29 protein-coding genes are annotated in these 19,499 nt (G+C 60.8%); 16 read left to right on the top strand and 13 right to left on the bottom strand.

Annotated elements, in window-relative coordinates; translation table 11 throughout:
- Nucleotides 1–16: 16 nt before the first annotated feature.
- The 5 genes from ACFWAD_RS23645 to ACFWAD_RS23665 form a co-directional block, all read right to left on the bottom strand.
- Complete coding sequence (locus ACFWAD_RS23645; protein ID WP_378535895.1) at nt 17–337, bottom strand: WhiB family transcriptional regulator; 321 nt, start codon at nt 335–337, stop codon at nt 17–19.
- A gap of 185 nt (nt 338–522) precedes the next feature.
- Nucleotides 523–1,194 carry an ANTAR domain-containing protein gene (locus tag ACFWAD_RS23650; RefSeq protein WP_378548300.1) on the bottom strand — a complete coding sequence of 224 codons (672 nt, stop codon included), beginning with the start codon at nt 1,192–1,194 and terminating at the stop codon, nt 523–525.
- Nucleotides 1,195–1,242: 48 nt separating this feature from the next.
- Complete coding sequence (locus ACFWAD_RS23655) at nt 1,243–1,377, bottom strand: hypothetical protein (RefSeq protein WP_020968725.1); 135 nt, start codon at nt 1,375–1,377, stop codon at nt 1,243–1,245.
- 73 nt (nt 1,378–1,450) lie between these two features.
- Nucleotides 1,451–1,996 (bottom strand): Dps family protein, encoded by a 546-nt coding sequence (locus tag ACFWAD_RS23660; protein ID WP_230816410.1) that lies wholly within the window; start codon nt 1,994–1,996, stop codon nt 1,451–1,453.
- A gap of 84 nt (nt 1,997–2,080) precedes the next feature.
- On the bottom strand, nt 2,081–2,239 hold the full coding sequence (locus tag ACFWAD_RS23665) for a hypothetical protein (RefSeq protein ID WP_378548304.1): 159 nt from the start codon (nt 2,237–2,239) through the stop codon (nt 2,081–2,083).
- A gap of 358 nt (nt 2,240–2,597) precedes the next feature.
- Between ACFWAD_RS23665 and ACFWAD_RS23670 the strand changes: the two genes are divergently transcribed.
- Nucleotides 2,598–2,900 carry a MerR family transcriptional regulator gene (locus ACFWAD_RS23670; RefSeq protein WP_378448631.1) on the top strand — a complete coding sequence of 101 codons (303 nt, stop codon included), beginning with the start codon at nt 2,598–2,600 and terminating at the stop codon, nt 2,898–2,900.
- Here the strand turns inward: ACFWAD_RS23670 and ACFWAD_RS23675 are convergent.
- The 4 genes from ACFWAD_RS23675 to ACFWAD_RS23690 form a co-directional block, all read right to left on the bottom strand.
- On the bottom strand, nt 2,897–3,280 hold the full coding sequence (locus ACFWAD_RS23675) for a hypothetical protein (protein ID WP_378535903.1): 384 nt from the start codon (nt 3,278–3,280) through the stop codon (nt 2,897–2,899). The genes ACFWAD_RS23670 and ACFWAD_RS23675 overlap by 4 nt on opposite strands.
- Nucleotides 3,281–3,417: 137 nt before the next feature.
- Nucleotides 3,418–4,920, bottom strand: a complete 1,503-nt coding sequence (locus ACFWAD_RS23680; protein WP_378535905.1) for a trehalose-6-phosphate synthase — start codon at nt 4,918–4,920, stop codon at nt 3,418–3,420.
- Nucleotides 4,917–5,336 (bottom strand): STAS domain-containing protein, encoded by a 420-nt coding sequence (locus ACFWAD_RS23685; RefSeq protein WP_378548307.1) that lies wholly within the window; start codon nt 5,334–5,336, stop codon nt 4,917–4,919. The genes ACFWAD_RS23680 and ACFWAD_RS23685 overlap by 4 nt, the downstream gene beginning before the upstream one ends.
- Before the next feature lie 276 nt (nt 5,337–5,612).
- The gene (locus ACFWAD_RS23690; protein WP_378548310.1) at nt 5,613–5,783 is read right to left on the bottom strand and encodes a PI-type proteinase; all 171 of its coding nucleotides are present in this window, start codon (nt 5,781–5,783) and stop codon (nt 5,613–5,615) included.
- A 152-nt stretch (nt 5,784–5,935) separates the two neighbouring features.
- Here ACFWAD_RS23690 and ACFWAD_RS23695 point away from each other — a divergent pair, with 152 nt between their 5' ends.
- A complete protein-coding gene (locus ACFWAD_RS23695; protein WP_007726566.1) occupies nt 5,936–6,184 on the top strand; it encodes a hypothetical protein in 249 nt (82 codons plus the stop codon).
- 214 nt (nt 6,185–6,398) lie between these two features.
- On the opposite strand, the gene ACFWAD_RS23700 is transcribed toward ACFWAD_RS23695, so the two are convergent.
- Together ACFWAD_RS23700 and ACFWAD_RS23705 are read right to left on the bottom strand one after the other, a co-directional pair.
- Nucleotides 6,399–6,890: a hypothetical protein gene (locus tag ACFWAD_RS23700; protein WP_378548313.1), complete on the bottom strand. Its 492-nt coding sequence runs from the start codon at nt 6,888–6,890 to the stop codon at nt 6,399–6,401.
- The gene (locus ACFWAD_RS23705; protein ID WP_378548316.1) at nt 6,887–7,465 is read right to left on the bottom strand and encodes an RNA polymerase sigma factor; all 579 of its coding nucleotides are present in this window, start codon (nt 7,463–7,465) and stop codon (nt 6,887–6,889) included. The genes ACFWAD_RS23700 and ACFWAD_RS23705 overlap by 4 nt, the downstream gene beginning before the upstream one ends.
- Before the next feature lie 185 nt (nt 7,466–7,650).
- Here ACFWAD_RS23705 and ACFWAD_RS23710 point away from each other — a divergent pair, with 185 nt between their 5' ends.
- The 10 genes from ACFWAD_RS23710 to ACFWAD_RS23755 all read left to right on the top strand — a co-directional run bounded on the left by ACFWAD_RS23710 (nt 7,651) and on the right by ACFWAD_RS23755 (nt 11,350).
- Entirely contained in the window at nt 7,651–8,115 is a 465-nt protein-coding gene (locus tag ACFWAD_RS23710) for an Asp23/Gls24 family envelope stress response protein (protein WP_378535915.1), read from the top strand.
- Entirely contained in the window at nt 8,112–8,396 is a 285-nt protein-coding gene (locus ACFWAD_RS23715) for a hypothetical protein (RefSeq protein ID WP_378448622.1), read from the top strand. Before ACFWAD_RS23710 ends, ACFWAD_RS23715 begins: the two co-directional genes overlap by 4 nt.
- Entirely contained in the window at nt 8,389–8,655 is a 267-nt protein-coding gene (locus ACFWAD_RS23720; RefSeq protein WP_378535917.1) for a hypothetical protein, read from the top strand. The genes ACFWAD_RS23715 and ACFWAD_RS23720 overlap by 8 nt, the downstream gene beginning before the upstream one ends.
- Nucleotides 8,656–8,693: 38 nt before the next feature.
- A complete protein-coding gene (locus tag ACFWAD_RS23725) occupies nt 8,694–8,873 on the top strand; it encodes a hypothetical protein (protein ID WP_230816399.1) in 180 nt (59 codons plus the stop codon).
- Entirely contained in the window at nt 8,866–9,255 is a 390-nt protein-coding gene (locus tag ACFWAD_RS23730; RefSeq protein ID WP_378548319.1) for an Asp23/Gls24 family envelope stress response protein, read from the top strand. Before ACFWAD_RS23725 ends, ACFWAD_RS23730 begins: the two co-directional genes overlap by 8 nt.
- Nucleotides 9,252–9,821: a DUF6286 domain-containing protein gene (locus ACFWAD_RS23735; protein ID WP_378548322.1), complete on the top strand. Its 570-nt coding sequence runs from the start codon at nt 9,252–9,254 to the stop codon at nt 9,819–9,821. Before ACFWAD_RS23730 ends, ACFWAD_RS23735 begins: the two co-directional genes overlap by 4 nt.
- Nucleotides 9,818–10,402, top strand: a complete 585-nt coding sequence (locus tag ACFWAD_RS23740; RefSeq protein ID WP_378548325.1) for a hypothetical protein — start codon at nt 9,818–9,820, stop codon at nt 10,400–10,402. The genes ACFWAD_RS23735 and ACFWAD_RS23740 overlap by 4 nt, the downstream gene beginning before the upstream one ends.
- A 64-nt stretch (nt 10,403–10,466) precedes the next feature.
- The gene (locus tag ACFWAD_RS23745; protein ID WP_378548328.1) at nt 10,467–10,589 is read left to right on the top strand and encodes a hypothetical protein; all 123 of its coding nucleotides are present in this window, start codon (nt 10,467–10,469) and stop codon (nt 10,587–10,589) included.
- 219 nt (nt 10,590–10,808) lie between these two features.
- Nucleotides 10,809–11,072, top strand: a complete 264-nt coding sequence (locus tag ACFWAD_RS23750; RefSeq protein ID WP_378448617.1) for a GlsB/YeaQ/YmgE family stress response membrane protein — start codon at nt 10,809–10,811, stop codon at nt 11,070–11,072.
- Between the two features lie 80 nt (nt 11,073–11,152).
- Nucleotides 11,153–11,350 carry a CsbD family protein gene (locus tag ACFWAD_RS23755; protein WP_378448616.1) on the top strand — a complete coding sequence of 66 codons (198 nt, stop codon included), beginning with the start codon at nt 11,153–11,155 and terminating at the stop codon, nt 11,348–11,350.
- A gap of 34 nt (nt 11,351–11,384) precedes the next feature.
- On the opposite strand, the gene ACFWAD_RS23760 is transcribed toward ACFWAD_RS23755, so the two are convergent.
- A complete protein-coding gene (locus tag ACFWAD_RS23760) occupies nt 11,385–12,107 on the bottom strand; it encodes a hypothetical protein (protein ID WP_378535927.1) in 723 nt (240 codons plus the stop codon).
- Nucleotides 12,108–12,412: 305 nt separating this feature from the next.
- Here ACFWAD_RS23760 and ACFWAD_RS23765 point away from each other — a divergent pair, with 305 nt between their 5' ends.
- From ACFWAD_RS23765 to ACFWAD_RS23780, 4 genes are all read left to right on the top strand, one after another.
- Nucleotides 12,413–14,374, top strand: coding sequence for a hypothetical protein (locus ACFWAD_RS23765; protein WP_378535928.1), 1,962 nt, complete (start codon nt 12,413–12,415; stop codon nt 14,372–14,374).
- Nucleotides 14,371–16,104, top strand: a complete 1,734-nt coding sequence (locus tag ACFWAD_RS23770; RefSeq protein WP_378548330.1) for an ArnT family glycosyltransferase — start codon at nt 14,371–14,373, stop codon at nt 16,102–16,104. The genes ACFWAD_RS23765 and ACFWAD_RS23770 overlap by 4 nt, the downstream gene beginning before the upstream one ends.
- Before the next feature lie 46 nt (nt 16,105–16,150).
- Nucleotides 16,151–17,299, top strand: coding sequence for a beta-mannosidase (locus ACFWAD_RS23775; protein WP_378535930.1), 1,149 nt, complete (start codon nt 16,151–16,153; stop codon nt 17,297–17,299).
- 572 nt (nt 17,300–17,871) lie between these two features.
- Nucleotides 17,872–18,795, top strand: a complete 924-nt coding sequence (locus tag ACFWAD_RS23780; RefSeq protein ID WP_378548333.1) for a UTP--glucose-1-phosphate uridylyltransferase — start codon at nt 17,872–17,874, stop codon at nt 18,793–18,795.
- A 155-nt stretch (nt 18,796–18,950) separates the two neighbouring features.
- Here ACFWAD_RS23780 and ACFWAD_RS23785 read toward each other — a convergent pair whose 3' ends face one another.
- On the bottom strand, nt 18,951–19,304 hold the full coding sequence (locus tag ACFWAD_RS23785) for a helix-turn-helix domain-containing protein (protein WP_378448610.1): 354 nt from the start codon (nt 19,302–19,304) through the stop codon (nt 18,951–18,953).
- Nucleotides 19,305–19,499 lie beyond the last annotated feature (195 nt).

The raw sequence follows: 19,499 nt of genomic DNA on the forward strand, positions 1-19,499 counted from the left end.
AGGTCTGTCCCCGAAGTTATTGCGCCGGTGGGCTCGATACAGCACTGACCAGTGGTCCAGTTCGCGCCTTACGCAACGATTCTCGTTCGGTGGCCGTCATCCCGCCCCAGATGCCGTGTGGTTCCCCGGTCTGGATGGCGTGCACCAGGCATCTCTGCACGACGGGGCACCTGGCACACACCAGCTTCGCCGAACTCTCGCGCTTCGCCCGCCTCGATCCGCGCTCGTTCGTGTCGTCGTAGAACAGAGCCGGGTCGGTGTCGCGGCAGGTGCCGGACAGTTGCCAATCCCACTCGTCGGCAAGGGGCCGCGGAGATGTGTAGGAGCGCATGAACATGGACGTTCCCTTCGCTGCGTGACGAACTCGACTCGGATCGCGGATCCAGGTCGGGTGTTAAGGCAAAGCTCGGTCCCGCCGGCCTGAACCGGCGGGACCTTCGAGGCTCCTCCCTCGAGAGGGAGGATTTCGGGGGTACCTCTGGTCGGTCATTACCCAGCCGCACAAATTTTGAATCCCGGTCGTCAGGAATTCTTTTGATCCACGGCTCGTCTCTCTGCTGAGGCGACAAGACCGCCGGCGATGTCGCGCACCTTGACGTTCCACTCTTGCGACATCTCGACCAGTAGGTCGAAAGCTCGGTCGGCTGAGCACTCACGCTCGGCCATCAGCAATCCCTTGGCCTGCTCGATCACGGGCCGAGAATCCAAAGCTCTTCGCAGTTCGTCATTTTCCGCGCGAAGGCGGGCGAGTACGTCTGGCGCCGAGCTGGACTGCTGAGCCTGCGGTCGTGAAACCTCGTACACACGATGAAGCACCCCGATCACCCGGCCGTCGTCATCGGTGACCGAGGAATTCACGGTGTTCCAGTAGCGCGTGACAAACAGCCCGGAACCGCGCTCGTCGCGCACGTCGTAACGCTGAGTCGGCAGCGCATCACGAGATTTGGTTTGCATCACCCGCTCGAACGACATTGTCAACGAGGAGATTCCATCCGCAAAAGAGTCGGCAGGATTGTCGGGAAAGGCCTCGAACACTTCCACTCCGTGCAGCTGATCCAAACTGCGATCGGACATGGCAAGGTATTCCTCGTTTGCTCCCCGGACACGAAAATCGTTGTCCACGAGGAGGAGAGAAGAAGTGCTTGCCGCAAACCGATCGCTACGGGCGATCGAGCGGAGAGTGCTCGAACTCATGATTGTGTCGTTTCTGTCCTGTCTTCGACGGCCGTGGCGCGTAGTGATTCAGAAGTAGTTGATGGCCAGGACCCCGAGAGCAGTGCCTGCCACGATCGATCCGAACAACAAGCGCTGTTGCAGTACGAACATTTGATACTCGCGACGCGTTTGCGCTGACGTGCCGCGCGAGTCCGCAGACATGCTCCTACCCTTTCCTGTTGTGGGGAGCGCGATTTCGGCCGACCCCCGATCGGCCGAAATCGAGGACGGTGAATCAGTTCTGACGTGCCTCGTTTGCGGCATCCTGCTCGGTGGACGCGCCTTCGTGAACGAGGCTGCCACCGGAGTTCTCGAGGTGCGCGCGAACGAACCACTGGAACTTTTCCAACTGTGCCGTCTGGCCGATCAACATGTCTTCGGTGATCGGGTCGATCTTTCCGACGCTCTCGATTGCAGCGCGACTGTCTGTGATGACCCCGGTGTAGACCAGGTCGAGCGCCGCGAGGTGAGCGCGAGCGTCGTCGCGGCCGACGGAGTAGTCGTCCCACGTCCGGTCGCGTTCGATCGCTCCTGCGGTGCCCTTGGGCGAATTGCCAAGTGCCGCGATACGTTCCGCCACATCATCGGCGTAACCGCGAACCAGTTCCACCTGCGGGTCGATCATCTCGTGCACGCCGATGAAGTTGGGTCCGACGACGTTCCAGTGGACGTGCTTGAGCGTCAGGTGGAGATCGTTGTAGGCGCTGAGCCGTTCCTGCAGGGTATCGGCGACGGTCGAGCCGTCTGCGCTGCTCAGTCCCGGTACGGTGAACTCGGACATATGTTTTCCTCTCGTCATGATGGGGATCGCCCTCCAACGGGGCGGTCGCGCGCCATCGTCAATCGGATCGCGGGTCGGTCAGGTTCAGTGCGCGAGTGCGGCTGGTTCCTCTGTCACCGGGTCGCCGAACATCATCGCGATTCGGCGCTTGACCTCGACGGTTGTCAAAGTCGCGCTTGCGGCAGTGATCGCGATGCCGGTGTTGCTCTCGCCCTGTGTGGGCGGGATGTCGATCGTCGTCATCTTGCTCCCGGTGAAGAGTGTGCCGTGAGGGAGTCAGCCGAACCACCAACTCCGACGTCTGGGTGTTCTGCAGCTTCGAGCGCCGGTTTTGGTGCTTTCAGGTGCTACAAAATCTATATCAGCCGATGTAGATAATTGGCAAGGTAGCGGCGTTGCAACTGCGGAAGCAAGTTGCGTGCCGCTTCCGGTCGAAAACACTCCTCACCTGCGCTTACGTGCTCCGTCGGCTCCTCATTTTTCGCCGCAAGTGGTCCTGGACACCTTTGAATCTATGTCGCCGGCGTCAGATTCACTGCCTGATGATGCTAGGGTCGGATGACGCCGACGAAGGCAGCCGACACCGAACTAGGAGGTTCCAGTGACGTCGGAATCTCAGACCCGGGCGCTGCGTGGCGTGTACGGGATCTCAGTGATGTCAGAACTGTCCGGAGTAGGACCTCAAACGCTGCGCCTCTACGAGCGAAGGGGCCTGCTTACACCGACGCGCACGGATGGCGGTACGCGCCGGTACAGCGAGGCTGATCTGGATACGCTCGGACGAATCACCGCGCTGATCGACGACGGAGTCAATCTTGTCGGAATCCGTTTGATCTTGTCTCTCGAGGCCGAGAATGCCGTTCTGGCCGCTCGGATCAGTCAGTTGACTGCGGAAGCCGGCTAGCTTCCGTGGGGTGCGTCGGTGCGGCCAGGGGCGCCGAAATCTGCATCTGCGACGATTTTGTTGCCGGCGCGTTCGATCTGCTCCAGCGCTGTATCCAGGGCATCGACCAGCCATTGATGCGAAGCCTCTGCGAGCAGTTGATCGGGAGTGTCGGTCAGTTCGGACTGAAAGAATCTCACCAGCCACAAGTCGCCCAGATCAGGCTGATCTGAAAGCCCGGCAACGGTATTGGTGGCGAGCAGGTATCGGTTGTACTCGAGATCAACACGAATCGCATACTCGCCGAACAGATTCACCACATTGGCCGGCCGATGAGTGGCGGCGGCGAGCGCAATGAGAGCGTCGTTGTAGGTCTCGGAGTACTTCATCGTGAGGGGCATGGTCGGCCTGTCTTTCTGGGCCGATGCAGCATTGCACGGCTATGGCGAGGAGATCAGTTCGCAGCCGCTGCTTGACGATGAACTGAAACCAATCCTAGCTCGAGTATCTGCTCACCCTTGACTCAAGCCCGCGGTGGTCAGTTGTTGCGCGCGAAGTCGGACTCACGCTCCGTGACGAACTGATCTTCCGGGCGCGGTTCAGTCGGGGCAAGGGCGGTCAGGAACGATTCGGCCCACTGATGCACGTCGTGCGACATGACCTGGCGATGCAGGGCAGCCATGCGGTGACGGCCCTCTTTCGGATCCTGATGAACAGCGGTCAGGATCGTATTCTTCACGCCGTCCAGATCATGCGGGTTGACCAGATATGACTGTCGTAGTTCCATTGCAGCGCCGGTGAACTCGCTGAGAACCAGAGCGCCACCGAGGTCACCGCGGCACGCTACGTACTCTTTGGCCACGAGATTCATCCCGTCGCGCATCGGCGTCACGAGCATGACGTCGGCAGCGACGAACAGCGCGATCAGTTCTTCTCGGTCGACCGGCTGGTACAGGTAGTGAACGACGGGGCGGCCGATCTGACTGTGGTCGCCGTTGATTCGACCCACCTGTTCCTCGATGACACTGCGTAGATCGATATAGTGCTGCACGCGTTCACGACTGGGCGTGGCGAGCTGCACCATTGTGTACTTCTCCGGGTCCAAGCGGCCCTCGTCGAGAAGTTCCTTCAGTGCCTGCAGCCGCAGGTCGATGCCTTTGGTGTAGTCGAGGCGATCGACTCCCAGAAGGATCTTCTCGGGATTGCCGAGCTCTTCCTTCAATTCGCGTGCTCGGCGCAACACCGATTCGCTCTTCGACTGGCGCTCGAGTTCGGCGGAATCGACGGAGATGGGAAATGCTCCCACCTTGACGACGCGAGAATCGAAATCGACATGCCCCAGCGCACTTCGCACACCGACGCCCGCTGTTGTCGTCTTCAAGCCGAGTAGTTTGCGGGCCAAGAACAGGAAATTGTTTGCGCCACCGGGTAAGTGGAAGCCGATCAGGTCGGCACCCAGCATCCCCTTGACGATCTCCTTGCGCCACGGAAGCTGCATGAAGAGCTCGACCGGAGGAAAAGGAATGTGAAGGAAGAACCCGATAGTCAGGTCTGGCCGCAGCTCACGCAGCATCGCCGGCACGAGTTGCAATTGGTAGTCCTGCACCCAGACGGTAGCTCCGTCGGCGGCGCAACGCGCGGTTTCCTCGGCGAACCGCTGGTTGACCGCGACGTATGTGTGCCACCACGACCGCTCGAACGTCGGAGCCACCAGAACATCGTGGTAGAGCGGCCACAACGTGTCGTTGGAGAACCCCTCGTAGTACTCGGCGAGGTCCTGAGAGGTCAGTTCGACGGGAAATAGGCGGAGGCCGTCCACAACTATGGGATCGACCTTCTCGTTTGCGACGCCCGGCCAGCCGACCCAAGCGCCGTCTCGCTGCCGCAGGATGGGTTCGAGCGCGGTGACGAGCCCGCCCGGACTTCGCTTCCAGTTCTTGCCACCGTCGTCGTCGGCTGCAGTGTCGTCGATTTCCAGATCGACGGGCAGTCGGTTGGCGACAACGACGAATTCGGAAAGCCTTTCGAGATCGTTACTCACGCCGACATCGGCTCCGCCAGGGTCTCGTCCATGATGGCGGCAGCGGACAGGTACGTGACCGCCTCGGCCACAGAGTCGGTGAACACGATGTCGGCATCCATCTTCAACAGGGACAGCGGGCGCCTGACAGAGTGCGCTGCGATCAGTGTCCACGGGACGCCGAGCCTTCGAGCCTTGGCCGAGAGAGTTTGGATGATGGAAAGACCTCCGACGGAGATGAACTGGACGTCCGAGCAGTCGACTACGAACGGGTGACGCTCGCTGATCAGATCATCGACGCACGCAGCAAAATCAGCTCGGGATTGGATGTCGATCTCGCCGCTGACCACCAGTGACTGAATGTTTTCCGCAGACGTGACGGTGAAAATCGGGGGACTGTCGGCACGCTCATCTGTAGTTCTCGAAAACTCGTTCATCGAAACTCCTGACGGATTGCTCGAAACGGTTCGTTCGAATCGGTCTGGTTCGAAACGGCCTAGTTCGAAACGGTTTCTTGCGAAACCGGGGAAACGGCACGGGAAGCAACACGCGAACCGTGCACGTCTTCAACGGCTGGGTGCTCAACCGTGCTGAGTGCCTACCCTACCGCATCACGAAACCGCAGGTGAAAAGCGTTAGATCCGTGAGGATTTCAAGGTCCCGTGAGCGCGTGCTCACGGGACCTTGGTCCCGATGATTCAGTTCGGGCGAGATCAGTCGGTGTCGGTCGCCGGACCGGTCGTTGTGGCGCCACCCTCGTCGGCCCACGTGCGCTCGCCCGACGGATCGGTCTGAACGTCCTTGTGCGCGGGGCCGGTGCCGGTGCCGGTGGTCTGCGGCTCGTCCGACTGATCGGTGTGGTCGGTGGGATTCTGTTCGCTCATGGTGTCTGCGTTCCCTTCGGGAAGTAGTTGTTCATGTACTCGTCGTTTCCTGCTCACCCGCGAGGGGTACTCAATAGGAGGTAGTGCGTCAGGTCGAATCGACAACCAGCGAAGTCAGCTGTCACCGAAGCAGGAGATTTCACGTGAACCATATGACCGTGACGACCGAACACCTGCGTGCACTACTTGGCAGCGGCCCCCATTCGGAATTGGTAGCGGTCGGGGGCGAGATCGAGATCTACGTCCCCGATGAAGAAGGGTTCGGACTCGAGGGTATCTCGCTTGTCACTCGCGAGCAGTTGGCCGAACGCCTGCCTTCCTCGCCCGACAACCCCGACGAAGGCGAACTGCGTATCGCTGCAGAATCGTTGAGCGAGATGATCGCCGAACTCGGCGGCTGAAACGCTGCAGCAGCCGACTTCAGATCTGCGGGATCGGATCCGGGGGATACGGGTTCGGTGGCGTCGGAGTGGGCGGCACGGGTGGCGGATTCAGCGGATCGGGTGGTGTCGGCGCGGGAGGTGTCGGCGACCCCGGGTCGGGAACAGGGCCCGGATCCGGGGGTGGGGGAGTGGTCATGAGTGCCGGGTTCCCAAACACGTGCTGAACAAACACCTAGTGTTCGGAACGGCTTTTTGTATTTTTCCCGGCAGGTAGATCGTCGACGATGTCGGTCACGGCGATGTGAACGCTCTCTGCAGAGACCGGTGGTTCCATATTGCCGAGGATCATGTGAACGACATCGACGACCGTGAATCGCACCCGATCCGACAGCTCGGCCAGATCGACTCCGTAGGGCGCAGCCAGTTCGATACGTAGTGAACGTATTTCGTGGCCGTCGACAAAGAATTCGATGCTGCTCGGTGAGCAGTGGTGTCGAGAACGTATCTCTGCGGCGAGGTGGGTGCGGAGGACATGATCGCTTACCGACACCGTGCCTAGACGCGGACCCTCGGACGCGTGCGCGTTCAGTGGCCAGCCCGATGCCGAGGTCGATCGGAGCGCCCGGATCACCTTGTCGCTGATTCGATCCCAGCCTGGCTCCGGGGCATTTCGCAGGACCTCGGATGCGTGCGCCATCAATGCGTCGGTTCGTGATTCGATCATCGCCACCTCGTCATTCGTTCACTCAGGTTAGCCCGTGCACGATGGTGATGCCCACGCACCGCATCCGGAGTGAGTCTTAGAATCTTTCCGATTTGAACGAACGTGAGCATCTCAACCTCTCGCAGCGTCCAGGCCGCGCGCTGGCGGTAAGGCAATTCCCCCAACGCTTCCTCCAGCGCCTCCAGGAAGGCGGAGTTCGAGGTCGAGTCGAATGGACCGGCCTCGGGAGACGGTACAAGAGGGTCGAGCAGTTTGTCGTCGATCGGTTGAGCTCTCTTGATTCGGTAGCTGTCCACGATCTTTCGTGAACAGATCGCGAAAAGCCATGTTCGCATGGATGATTCACCGCGAAACGATTCGAGTTGACGCCATGCGGCCACGAAGGTGTCCTGGACTACCTCGAGAATGTCGCCTTCGTCCGCGAGCATTCGACGTGCATAGCGGTGGAGCGCTGGTCCGTAGTGGTGCACCAGTGACTCGAATGCTTCTCGGTCGCCGAGTATCGCAGCGTCCACTGTCGCGGTGTCCAAGCCTTCAGGCGTTTCCGTGAGCCCCTGTGTGTGCGGTAACGCCACAGTCGCTCCTCTCGCAGAAATGCGGAAACTCGGCTGCGTTCGAAAGTTGTTCGTCCGGCCGGGGCGTTGAATGTTACGGACCGTAACTAATAAATGTCAGTGATGCACGTCACTCGAATCAGACATTCGGTTTTAGCTTCGAGTCACGACTACACAGGTAGATCGATCAACAGGAGGAGATGACAATGGTCAGCACGCAGGTTGCGACAGCATCTACGAAGGATGTTGCATCATCGAACGACTCGGCTCTGGTGAGCTCGCAAGGAAAGACGTCGATCGCCGACACCGTTGTCTCGAAGATTGCCGGAATCGCCACCAGAGAGGTGAGCGGGGTGTACGACGTCGGCGGCGGAGCATCCCGGGTGGTCGGTGCACTGCGCGAGCGGATTCCCGGCGCAAGTGTCAACCACTCCCAGGGCGTCTCGGTCGAGGTCGGCGAAAAGCAAGCAGCGGTGGACATCGACATCGTGGCCGAGTACGGCGTATCTCTTGCAGACCTGGCCACCGGCATTCGCCGCAACGTCATCGCAGCGCTCGAACGGATGACAGGTCTGGAGGTGACCGAGGTGAACATCACGGTTCACGACGTCCACCTCGACGAAGGCGGCGACGACGAAACAAACGAGTCCAAGACCACACGGGTGCAGTGAGTTCCGAAATCGCTGACACCGTCGCTGAGGCAGTGACGGCTGTACCTGGCGTCGCATCACTTCATGCCGGAATGTTCGGCGAGGTCGGCACCTACCTTCCCGGTCGTCGAGTCGTCGGCGTGCGGGTGACGGAGTCGTCGACCGACGTCCACGTCTGCATCTTCGCCGACGCCGCCGTTCGTGAGACCGCTTTACGTATCCGACAAGCCATTTCGGGACTCGTTTCCGGCCCCGTGAACGTGACGGTGGAAGACGTAGTAGGCCGCCCGCACAATGCCTGAGCGTTCTCGTGGTACTGAACCTGATCGCCGTTCTGCACGAAGAGCGGCGATCAGGAAGCACCACCCTGATGCAGGCGGATCAGCCGCCGCGCTCAATCGAGCGCTCGAACGCATCGACCGGGACTTCGCATCCCCGATCGATGTGGGTGTCCGCACGACGCTGCGCGGCACGATTCGGCAGATAGTCAAACCCGTTCGGGCCCAGTACACCCGGGTGCGCGCTCGGCTACCGGGCGCCAAGACCTATACCGAGATCTGACTCGCACCCTTGAACATCATCCACAACGGAGGATTCACATGACCACCTCGACTGTCGGCCTTCTGGCAGGACTACTTCTCGGAGTCGCAGCTGCTGCAGGCGGTTTCACCGGATTCCTCATCGCGCTGGTTCTCGGCGTGGTCGGTTACCTCGTCGGTGGTCAGCGTGACGGTGAGTTCGACCTCGGTGTGATGCTGAAGGGTCGCGGTCGTGGCTGACACAGCTCTGCCGGAGTCTGTGCTTGGCGAGCCGGGCGAACGCGGAACGCTGACGATTCGAGACAGAGTCGCGCAGAAGCTGGTGATCGAGGCGACTCGCGGAACGCCGGGGGTGCGTCAGCACGCCGGTGGCATGGACAAACTGACCGGGCGCGAATTGCCGAGGGCGCGAGTGCTGGTGTCCGGCAGGCGGGTACGAGCCAAGGTGGACATCGCGATCGAGTGGCCCGGATCCTTGTCGGTCATCGGCACCGCGGTGCGCGACAACGTGAGGGCCCAGTTGGAATCGGTCTCGGGACTGGACGTAGACGGTGTGGACGTGTCGATAGTGAGCGTTCTCCCGGCATCGACCAACGGTGATGCGGGAAGGAAAGTGCAGTGACTTCGGACAAGGTCGTACCACCTACCGCCTCGAGGGTTGCGGCTCCGGTTCCATTGGCGACGCCAGGAGCTACGTTCACCGGATTTCTGGTCGCCGCGGCGGTACTGGCGCTCGGCGTGGTCGGGATCCGAGACGTCCTTGTGGACACCGGCGTGATCACGGGGTCGCAGTGGATATCGGGTGCTTTCGAATATGTGGACGGGCTCGCCTTTCAGAGTTGGATGTTGCCGGCCGGAATCGCAGCCGTCGTCATCGGTCTGTGGTTCGTGATCCTCGGACTCAAGCCGCGGCGAAAGACAGCCAATGCCTTGGTCGGAGTCGTTGACACGTGGATCGATCCCGCAGATGTCGCGGCGATAGCGTCGGTACGCGTCGAGTCGTTGACCCACGTTCGCTCCGCTTCGTCACACGCGACTCGGCGCAAACTCGAAGTGAAGGCCACGGTCACACTCGATGGGGCCGCGACCGCGGAATCGGAGATCCGTGCCGTGCTGGGGGACTTGACCCAGACGCTGTCACCGTCCCCTCGAATCAAGATTCGCATCCAGACGGGGGAAAGATCATGACCCGAACGGCGACGGTGATAGATCGCGTGGCGACGTGCATCGCGGGACTGCTCGCGATAGCGCTGGGAGTCGCAGCGATCCTCTGGAATCTCGACGTGATCAAGGATCTGCCGGCGCAAATCGACATCCCGTGGGTTGAAGATCTCGGCGACCGCTCGTGGTGGCCGTGGGCTGTCGGGGCTGGTGGGGCTCTGCTTGCCCTACTCGCGTTGCGGTGGTTGATTTCTCATGTGCCACTTCGGCGGGTGAAGGAGATCACGGTTCCGGGGTCGAACTCTCACAATTCGATCACCGCGGATCTGGGTGCGGTCGCCGAAGGAGCGAGTGCATCATTGGAAGGCTTCGACGAAGTATCGCGTGTTCGAGGAAAAGCGTTGGTCGACCGCGGAGTTCGAACAGTCGATTTGCGGGTGACATTGAGACGGAGCGTCGTATCCGGATCGGAAACGCTGCCCGAGTTGGTTTCTCGGGTCGCCAATGCCGGCGATCAAATCCAAGCAGTAGTCGGTGATCCGTCCGTCGCGACCAGAACTCGCATCGCCGTGGAAAGTGCGAAACACGATGAGCCGAGAACTCTCTGATCAATCGAGGTTTGAGCCACCTGACGACCGGGTATTGGTAGACCTCCCCATCGCGCATAGAATCATGGATGTTGCTGTGGCACTGTGTGTCACGGTTCTCGTGGCGACTGCGACATCGATGGTGATCGCAATCGTCGTGACGCTGATCATGTGTGGGTCGGTGAGTGTTGTTCGTCGTATGTGTTGAGTAGCCAGTCGTTTTGGTTCTGTCGTGACCACCTGATAGAAAGGTAAGCAGACAATGTGGCTGCTACCGAGTGCACGATCTCCCGCGTCGTGCGGCGGAGAGTCCGGCTGTGTGCAAACACAACCCGCGATCACGGTCTAGTTGCGCGGGCCGATCGCGTGGAACTCTCCCTTCGCCGGCAGTCTCTCATTGCGCCGTCCCTTACCTCAAGGAGTCACAATGCTCTCACTCGGAATCATCGCCTGGATCATTATCGGTGGACTGGCGGGTTGGATCGGCAGTAAGATCATGAAAACCGATGCCCAGCAAGGAATTTTCCTCAACATCGTGGTCGGTGTCATCGGCGGCCTGATCGGTGGCTTCCTGCTGCGGGTCTTCGGTTTCGATGTCGAGGGTGCAGGCTGGATCTTCAGCTTCCTCACCTGCCTTCTCGGTGCCGTCATCTTGCTGTTCCTGGTCAAGGCAGTCACCGGAAAACGCTGACCCACATCTATTCCACGCTGTTCGAGTTCGACCGAATCCCACGGCCGAATCTCACGGCCGAATCCTAGAAGGAGAAACACATGTCCGACTTCATCGACAAGGCAAAGCACCGCGCTGAGGATCTCATCGGCGAGGCGAAGGAAAAATTCGGAAATGCCACGGGCAACGATGATCTGGCTGCCGAAGGTGTTGCCGATCAGGGCGAGGCAAAGGTCAAGAAGGCCGGAGACGCTGTCAGTGACAAGGTCTCGGATATCAAGGACAAGTTCACCAACTGAGTGAGCTTCGGGCGCGGTTGATCGGCAAGTCCGATCAACCGCGCTTTTGTGTGTCTCCTCGGCCGTTGCGGCTACCGCGATACGCGAACTTCCGCGTTTCCGCGAGCCACTCCGGAAGCATGCGCATGTGGGTCGGCCTGTGCAGAATCGGATCGAAGGACGGCTGGAGGCAATCCGGGTGGTCCGCGACTTCGTCGAGGCAGAGGTGTCCGATCGGAATCAACTGAAGTTGGATTCTCGCAAGGTAGACGGAGAAGTGCAGAGGGGAATGATCGACGGCCGCCTTCAGCGCGGGCAGTGAAGTGCCGGTCGGGTGGACGCCGCGCGGTGTCACGATCAGCCACGCTGCGGCGCCGCCCGCGCGTGAGTACGGAACCAGTGTGCTGTATCTCGCGCCGTTCCATGAGAATGCCGGAGCGGGAAACATTTTCGAGAAGGTAGAAAGTCCTGATGTTGCGAGAAGAATGTCCCACGGGATTTCATCGGCGCCGACATCATGCAACCGAAGAGCCAGGCCGAGTACGTCTGGTAGGTCCCCCGGTGTTCCGAGTGCCTTCGACATTCGAGCGCTGACGGTAATCGTCGACGACTCCGATACCGGCCACCAGGGAGTGGCCGGTTTCAGTGTTCCCTTCAGTTCGAGCCCGTAAGGGTGGAAAGCCCTGGCCCTGCGCAGCGATGATGCGAATTGGAACGGTGCACCGATCAATGTTCCGATCGCGCTCTTGCCGACGGGGATGATCGAATTGATCGTCACGGGATCCTTATCTGAAAACTTTCCGCCTGCGAATCGCCCAGACTGGACGGACGTTCAGGCGTTTTGACGGGCTTTTTGGCGGCTTCTGTCGGCTTCCCAGTGGCGGTGATTACTAATCATGTGACGTGCCGTAACAAAAGTCTCGCCCGTCGGGATAATTAGCCAAACGCACAAATTGGTCGTTATGGTTTGTTTGTCCGTAACGGTGCGATCGGACCTGTGACCGTCGCGAACTGGCGAGATTGCTACTCGTGATTTGTGTTTGGTGATCGCGCGGAAACAAAAGATGTCGAGGAGACACATTGATGGGCCACACTCGAACTTGGCTGACGCGCGCGCTGGCAATGCCGGTGGCGGTCGCGGTTACTTTAGTGCTTCCGCTCGGCACTGTGGCCTCGGCCCAGGATTTCGAGGACGACTCCGACACTTCGGTTGTCGCCCCAGCTGTTAGCCCGATCTCCTTCACCGAACTCGGGCGGGGAACAGACATCGTGTTCTCCTCCGACGACGCGCCCGTGTTGGTGACCGTGCCGGTGCCGGACGGACTGACCGCAACTGCTGTGACCGGCATCCTGACTGCCCCGACCGACTTCAGTCGGGGGTGGCTCGAAGTGACTGCTGACGGACGTCTGGTAAGCCGCGTCGATTTCGACGCAGGGCAAGCCGGAACCGGTCTACCCATCTCCGTTCCCTTGCAAGGCCTCGAAGTAGTCGACCGAAGCGTGACCGTGTCGATGATCGCTCACCTCGTTCCCGTCGACAACCGCTGCTACGACAGAACGAGATACCAGCCCCTCGCGCTCCGGGATGCTTTTGTCGCCTACGACGGTACCGAGCAGCAGCCGACAACTGTGGCAACGTTCTTTCCTCCGATTTTGAGGAAGGCAACCATCTACGTCACGGACGGCTCGTCGGGGTCGCAGCAGAGCGCGGCTTTGCAACTGAGTGCAGCAATTGTCAACAAGTACGGAAGTCAGCCCGATGCCGTGGTGGTGGAGCAGCTGCCGAACGGCCAGAGCCTACCGTCCGCCGAGCCGGGACTCTTCGAGCGAGCTGTTGTGCTCGGCAACAGCGGGGACGCCGGCATCGATCTTGTGGCGACTCCGAATGGTTCACCTGTGCTGCGGATTTCGGGGGACGACAAGACACTCGTTCCTCAGGTCAGTCTCTTGGCGGCGAACTTCGACGGCTACTGGGCAGCTAGTAGAGCGCTTGCATCGCCGGACAACACAGTCGCCCAGATCTCCCAGGACGCGATCACCGTCGGTGAACTGAAGCTCGGAAAGTTGACAGCTTCCGGTCTCAATCACATCGAGGTCGACGTCCCGTTCAGTCAATCGCAGTTGGGGCGTCCGATGAAGGACGTGTCGGTAAGAATGATCGGTTCCTATGTGCCGTTGCCGAATTCGCGCAACGGAGAGCTTTCGATATCGCTCGGGGATACGAGACTTGCCTCGCAAACGGTGAACGAGACCGGGCGCTTCGACATCGGGGTCGATGTTCCGAACGAACTCCTGCGGCGCGATTTGACGTTCGAGGTCTCGATGGACGTGACTGGCGACTTCCAGTGCGGCACGAGTAGTCCTTCTTCCCTCACCGTCGACCCGGCCAGCACCATCACCTCCTCTACCGGATTTCCGCCGACCCCAGGAGGATTCCAGGCCTTGCCGCAGTCAATGCTGCCAACGCTCGACGTCGGTTTGAGTCGAGGTGATTTTGCCGATCTCATTCGAGCTCAGCGCCTCGTTGTCGCGATGCAGCGGTTGAGCTACCTGCCGATGCAACCGCGTGTACTCCCGTTCGGCGAAGCCGCGACCAGTTCGCTGCCGGCGTTGTTGATCGCGGCGGACGGAACCCTGCCCACTCCGGTTGCTCTACCCATGGACACGGCAGATCAAGGGCTCCTGCGGTTGCAAGGCCTGGAATTCGGTGGGCAATACGGTGCTTTGCAGGTGGTTTCGGGTTCGCACAACGAAGTGGTAGCGCTGACGTCTGAAGGTAATGCGGCCGATGCCGACGCTCTGCTCAACTGGTTGGAGGGCGGGAAGGACAGATTCGCAGAACTGACGGGCGATCTACTGGTGGCGCCTGCGGGCGGAGAGCCGTTCGACATCGGAGTCAACGTCGCACCGTTGGGCACTGCGACATCCGCCGAAGAAGAGACCGGCCTGAGTGCGGTCACGATCGGCTGGATCGGATTCGGGACCGTGGTACTGATCGCTGTGGCCGTCGGTGGTGTGCTCGTGACGAGGCGTCGAGGACAGTGACCGTCACCGATCGCCCGGCCACGTCCGTCGCGGTCCACGATCTGTCGGGCCGAAAGCCCTGGCGGATGTTTGTTGTCCTCTTCGCGATCTACACCGCGTTGGGGGTGTGGATGAACGCGGGCATCGGCTTCATCTTCACCGACTCGCTCAGCCGTGTTGCCGCGGTGTCGGCAATGCTGCTCAGCCGTGATCCGCACTTCGCGGCGATCGGATTCGTGTTCACCCCGTTGACGGCGGCCGTCCAGATTCCGATGGGTCTGTTGGGCCACTGGTGGCCGGATCTGCTGCGGTGGAACATCACTGCGGTCGTGATGTCCGCGGCGTTCATGGCTGGTGCGGTGATTCAGATACGCGGGATCAGTCGCGACCGTGGGTGTGCGCGATGGGTCACCGTCGTCCTTACCGTGCTGTTCGCTGTCAATCCGATGATCGTCATGTACGCGGCGAGCGGAATGAGCGAAGCCCCGTTCCTCTTCTTCGTTCTGTGGGCGACTCGTCGTCTGATTCGGTGGATGCGCAGCGACGACGTGCACGACCTCATCGGTGCCGGCCTCGCATTTGCACTGGCGTACCTCACTCGATACGACGCATTGGCACCGCTGTTCGTCGCAGTGGTGCTGGTGACTGTGGTGAGTTGGCGTCGTTTTCAACCGACCGCGGAGGAGCGGGGCGAGGGTGCGGGACCTGGCCTGCGGCTCTGGGCAGCGGCCCTCGACGGTGCCGTCGTGATGATGCCGGGGTTCCTGGCGTTCGTCTTGTGGTCGTTTGCCAGCTGGCTCATCACGGGCCAAGCGTTCCAACAGTTCTCGTCGGTGTACGGGAACAGTTCCATCCTCGAGCAGGCTGGGGCCGGAACCGACTCACCGATTACACGCCTTACCTTCTCGATTACCGAAATGGCCGTACTCGGGCCGGCGCTCCCGGTACTCGCGGTCCTGGCAATCGTCTACGCACTCCGGCGGCGGGACACCGAAGTGGTCGTGCCTCTTGTTCTGTTCGGCGCGATCCTCGGCGCTCAGACGCTTCTGTACGTGATGGGCTCGACGTTTCCCCTTCTGCGCTTCTACATTTCGATCATTCCGCTGTGCTTCGTGCTGGTCGTGCTGATCGCTCCACGCGGCATTCCGGTCGTCACGCGTCGGCCGGGGGCTGCTGCGTCACGCTCGGTGACGACGTACCCCGAACAGTCGGGACCTTCTCTGCCCCTTGTGATCTCTCTGTGCCTGCTGGTGGGCTCGACGTTGGTCACGTTTGTCGCGATGGGTAATGCCCGGCTCGCAGTGCTCGAGCATTCCATTGCCAGCGCGATCATTCCGGGCCGGCAGAATCTCGAGGAGCAGACGAATCTCCGCACGTTTGCGGCGGAGCGTCGCATCGCCAAGTATCTGGACGACTTGCATCTGCCGGAGGGCTCGGTTCTGCTCGACACCGTGGAGAGTTACGCCGTCGTGGCGTCCTCGAACAACCCTCGGCAGTTTGTCGTGCCCTCCGATGCGGACTTCGTGCGCGTACTGAACAACCCCGCCGAACATCACGTCGAGTACATCCTGTCGGTTCCGAATACCGGTCGTGGCGTTTCGGACGCCGTCAATCGGCGCTATCCGACGATGTACGACACCGGTGCAGGCGGGGTCGGTGCACTGGTGCTCGAAGTACCCAACGACGGCGGCATGGACCCGTCGGCCTGGCGTTTGTACCGCATCACCGGTGAACGCCAAACGGGTCGATGAGGCAATTCGTGTGGGAGGATTGTCCGTATGACGTGGATGGTTGCAGATGTCTTCTGAAGAAGTACGTCCGCGTGAGCGTGGCGCAGTCCGGCGCCGTGTCGCTTCCGCTGTAGCCGCCGTTGTGACTGTCGCTGCGGTCGTGGGCGTGTTCACGATGCCCGCAGGCGCCGATTCTCCCGAGCAAGTTCGGGTCGGAGCGTCGTCGAACGGACTGACGCTCGACGGCGAGCCGTGGTGGCCTACCGGGCTCAATGCCTATCAGCTGGCCACTGATTGGTCGGTGAACTTCGGCTGCGGCGCCATGGTCGACCTCGACGCGTACTTCGGTTCGCTGCCACCGAACTCCGTCACACGCTTCAACGCCTTCCAGGCTCTTGCGGTGAACAAATTCTCCGGAGAGATGGATTTCGGCCCGATGGACGCGGTGTTCGACGCTGCGGCGCGACACAACCAGTTCACGATTCCGGTGCTCTCACCCCAGGACAGTGGGTGTGATGACGGGCAATTCAAGTCCAGGGATTGGTACACCGACGACTGGAAGGTCGCGAACCTGATCCCGGGTCGAGCCACCATGAGCTTCCAGGACTGGATGCACACCGCCGTCGACCGTTGGAAGAACGAACCTTCCGTCGCAGCGTGGGAATTGGTGGGGGAGCCGGAGCCAAGTCTGTGTACCGACGCGGCCTGCAATTGGTGGACGAGAACGTGTCCGTCTGATTCCGCGCAGGTGTTGCGGCAGTTCTTCGACACGGCAGGCGCCGAGCTTCGGGCGATTGATCCGAACACTCTGATCACGGCGGGATATGTCGGGGGCGGTCAGTGTGGCACTGCTGGTGACGACTACCAATACGTGAGCGAGTCCGACTTCGTCGACGTTCTGCAGTATCACGACTACGGAGCGGACGGGGTACCGCTTCCGGGCGATCAGTGGAACGGACTGGCGCGTCGCATCGAACAGGCGACGACCGTCGGGAAGCCGTTGTTGGTCGCCGAGACAGGCGAATTGGCGGGCAGTTGTGAATCACTGGCGACCAGAGCCACGAATATCGAGACAAAGCTGACGGGGCAGAAGTCAGCCGGCACGGCGGGAGCCCTCCTGTGGGCCTTCGTGCCGGATCCACGGCCGAACGAATGCACAATGGACATCGGGCCTGACGATCCACTCTTCGACGTGATTACTTCACTGGCAGGTTAGCGCGGTGTCCGGTCGACCCGTCTACTGTTCGCGCAGCGGATATTTGATCACGATTTGATAACAACCTGAACGTGTCTTCGTGATGTGATGATCGTATTTCGTTTGTATTCAATGGCATTCAGTGGCATTCACCTGCGGATAACCGAACTTGAAAGCCGGCGCGACGGGGCGGGACCATCGACGCGGCGCCCGCAGGACCTACGTCCGGTCGCACGAGGACGGTCAGATCGGACCGCTGCGGTCGGAAGTTGTGCTGTACCTGCCCCTTTGGTTGACAGGGCGGTCCCGTTCTGATTGACGTCGAAATGCGGGCACGACCGTTCGCCGTGGTAACGGGTAGTGAGCGGAGTTTGGTGCGACCCTCGTGGGAGTGACAATGCGGGGCGGTGTGTAGCTCTCGCGCGCAACGAATTCCGAGGTCGAGTCAACTTGCGGCAGCATCGGTCGCCCGGTAGACCTTGTGCGCAGGCTGTACATGCGATGTGAGCTTTCGGTCGTCGAAATGAGGGGACGACCGCTGCATGCGCGTAACGGTAAGTGTGTGGAGCATCGCGTGAGCGGAGAGGTGAACGATGACTGGATACTCTGAACGGCCTTTCAAGACTGCGGTGGTACCGGCTGCCGGGATGGGGACACGCTTCCTTCCGGCCACCAAGACGATCCCGAAAGAGCTACTCCCTGTCGTGGATACGCCCGGGATAGAACTGGTTGCCAGTGAAGCGGCTCAGGCCGGCGCGGAAAGATTGGTGATAGTGACCGCGCCCGGAAAGGCGTCGGTGATCGGGCACTTCGTCGAGGATCTGGTGCTCGAGGGCAAGCTTGCCGCGAGTGGAAAGCACCATCTGCTCGAGCGTGTGCGTCGAGCGCCGGGTCTTATATCCGTGAAGCCTGTCGTACAGGAATCCCCACTCGGCTTGGGGCACGCTGTCGGTCTTGTCGAGTCAGTGTTGGATGCCGACGAGGACTCGTTCGCTGTGCTGCTTCCCGACGACCTGGTTCACCCCTGCGGGGTTCTCGACGCGATGGCGAGGGTGCGCGCCGAGCGCGGTGGTTCCGTGCTGTGCGCGTTCGACGTCGCGCCGGATCGTGTTGGTGCCTACGGAGTGTTCGACGTGCAAGCGCCTGTGGAGGGCGACGATCCCGATGTGCTTGCGGTCGTAGGCATGGTGGAGAAGCCGGACCCGGCGGATGCTCCGTCCACTCTCGCCGCAGCTGGACGCTACCTTCTCGATCGCGCCGTGTTCGATGCGCTCCGGCGAATCTCGCCAGGGCAAGGGGGCGAGCTGCAACTGACGGATGCGATAGCGCTGTTGATCGCGGAGGGGCATCCGGTTCACGTCGTCGTCCATCACGGCACCCGCCACGATCTGGGTAACCCGGGCGGCTTTCTGCGAGCTTCTCTCGACCATGCGCTCAGCCGCACCGAGTACGGACCGGAATTGAGAGTCTGGCTCAAGGAACGGTTGGATCAGCCGGATCCGCAGTTGACCTACTGAAAAATGCCGCCCATGACACCAGAGGTCGAAATATGTTTTGGTGCAAGAGAATCCGCACCATTTCTGCGTGCGCGCATGTGAACGTCGGTAGCCCAGGCTCATTCGGGCGCGCCCGCGATCAATTCCTGTCCCAGGCTAGATGCGATTCTGGCAGCTCAGTGTTGATCGATACCGCTGTGTTGATCGATACCGCTGTGTTGATCGATACCGCGGCGGGCGAGTTCGTCCACCAGGGCTTGCGTCGCGATCGAATTCAGAACCGACGGTGGGGTCGTTCCCGGCCGTGCTTCTTCAGGAGTCAGATAACCGGCGGCTACGAGCACCTCTGTAATCGGAGCGTCGAAGACCTGACATGCCGTCCGCATCGTGTCCTGCGTGGGAGGGCGCTTGGCCGAAAGCCATCGACTCAGTTCGGAAGGTCGAATCTTCAGCGCACGCGCAGCTTCCTGGATGTCGCTGAACGAGCGAAGTTCCAGTTGATGCTCGACCCATGCGGAGAAACCACTCATAGCGGTCATATTGCCTGAGCCGAGAGGTATATGCCACTTCCTTTCGGCTACAAGTCGAGGACATTTGGATATCTGCCATGCCGTGGCAAAGTTTTTCGCCGACGATTCGCTTATTTGCAGTTACGCGACGTCGCTGACGGGGACTGACTTCTTCTCTGAGCGGGGATTATTCAGTCGGCCGTTGGTGAAGGGTGA

Source organism: Rhodococcus sp. NPDC059969 (assembly GCF_042738325.1).
GTDB lineage: Bacteria > Actinomycetota > Actinomycetes > Mycobacteriales > Mycobacteriaceae > Rhodococcus_F.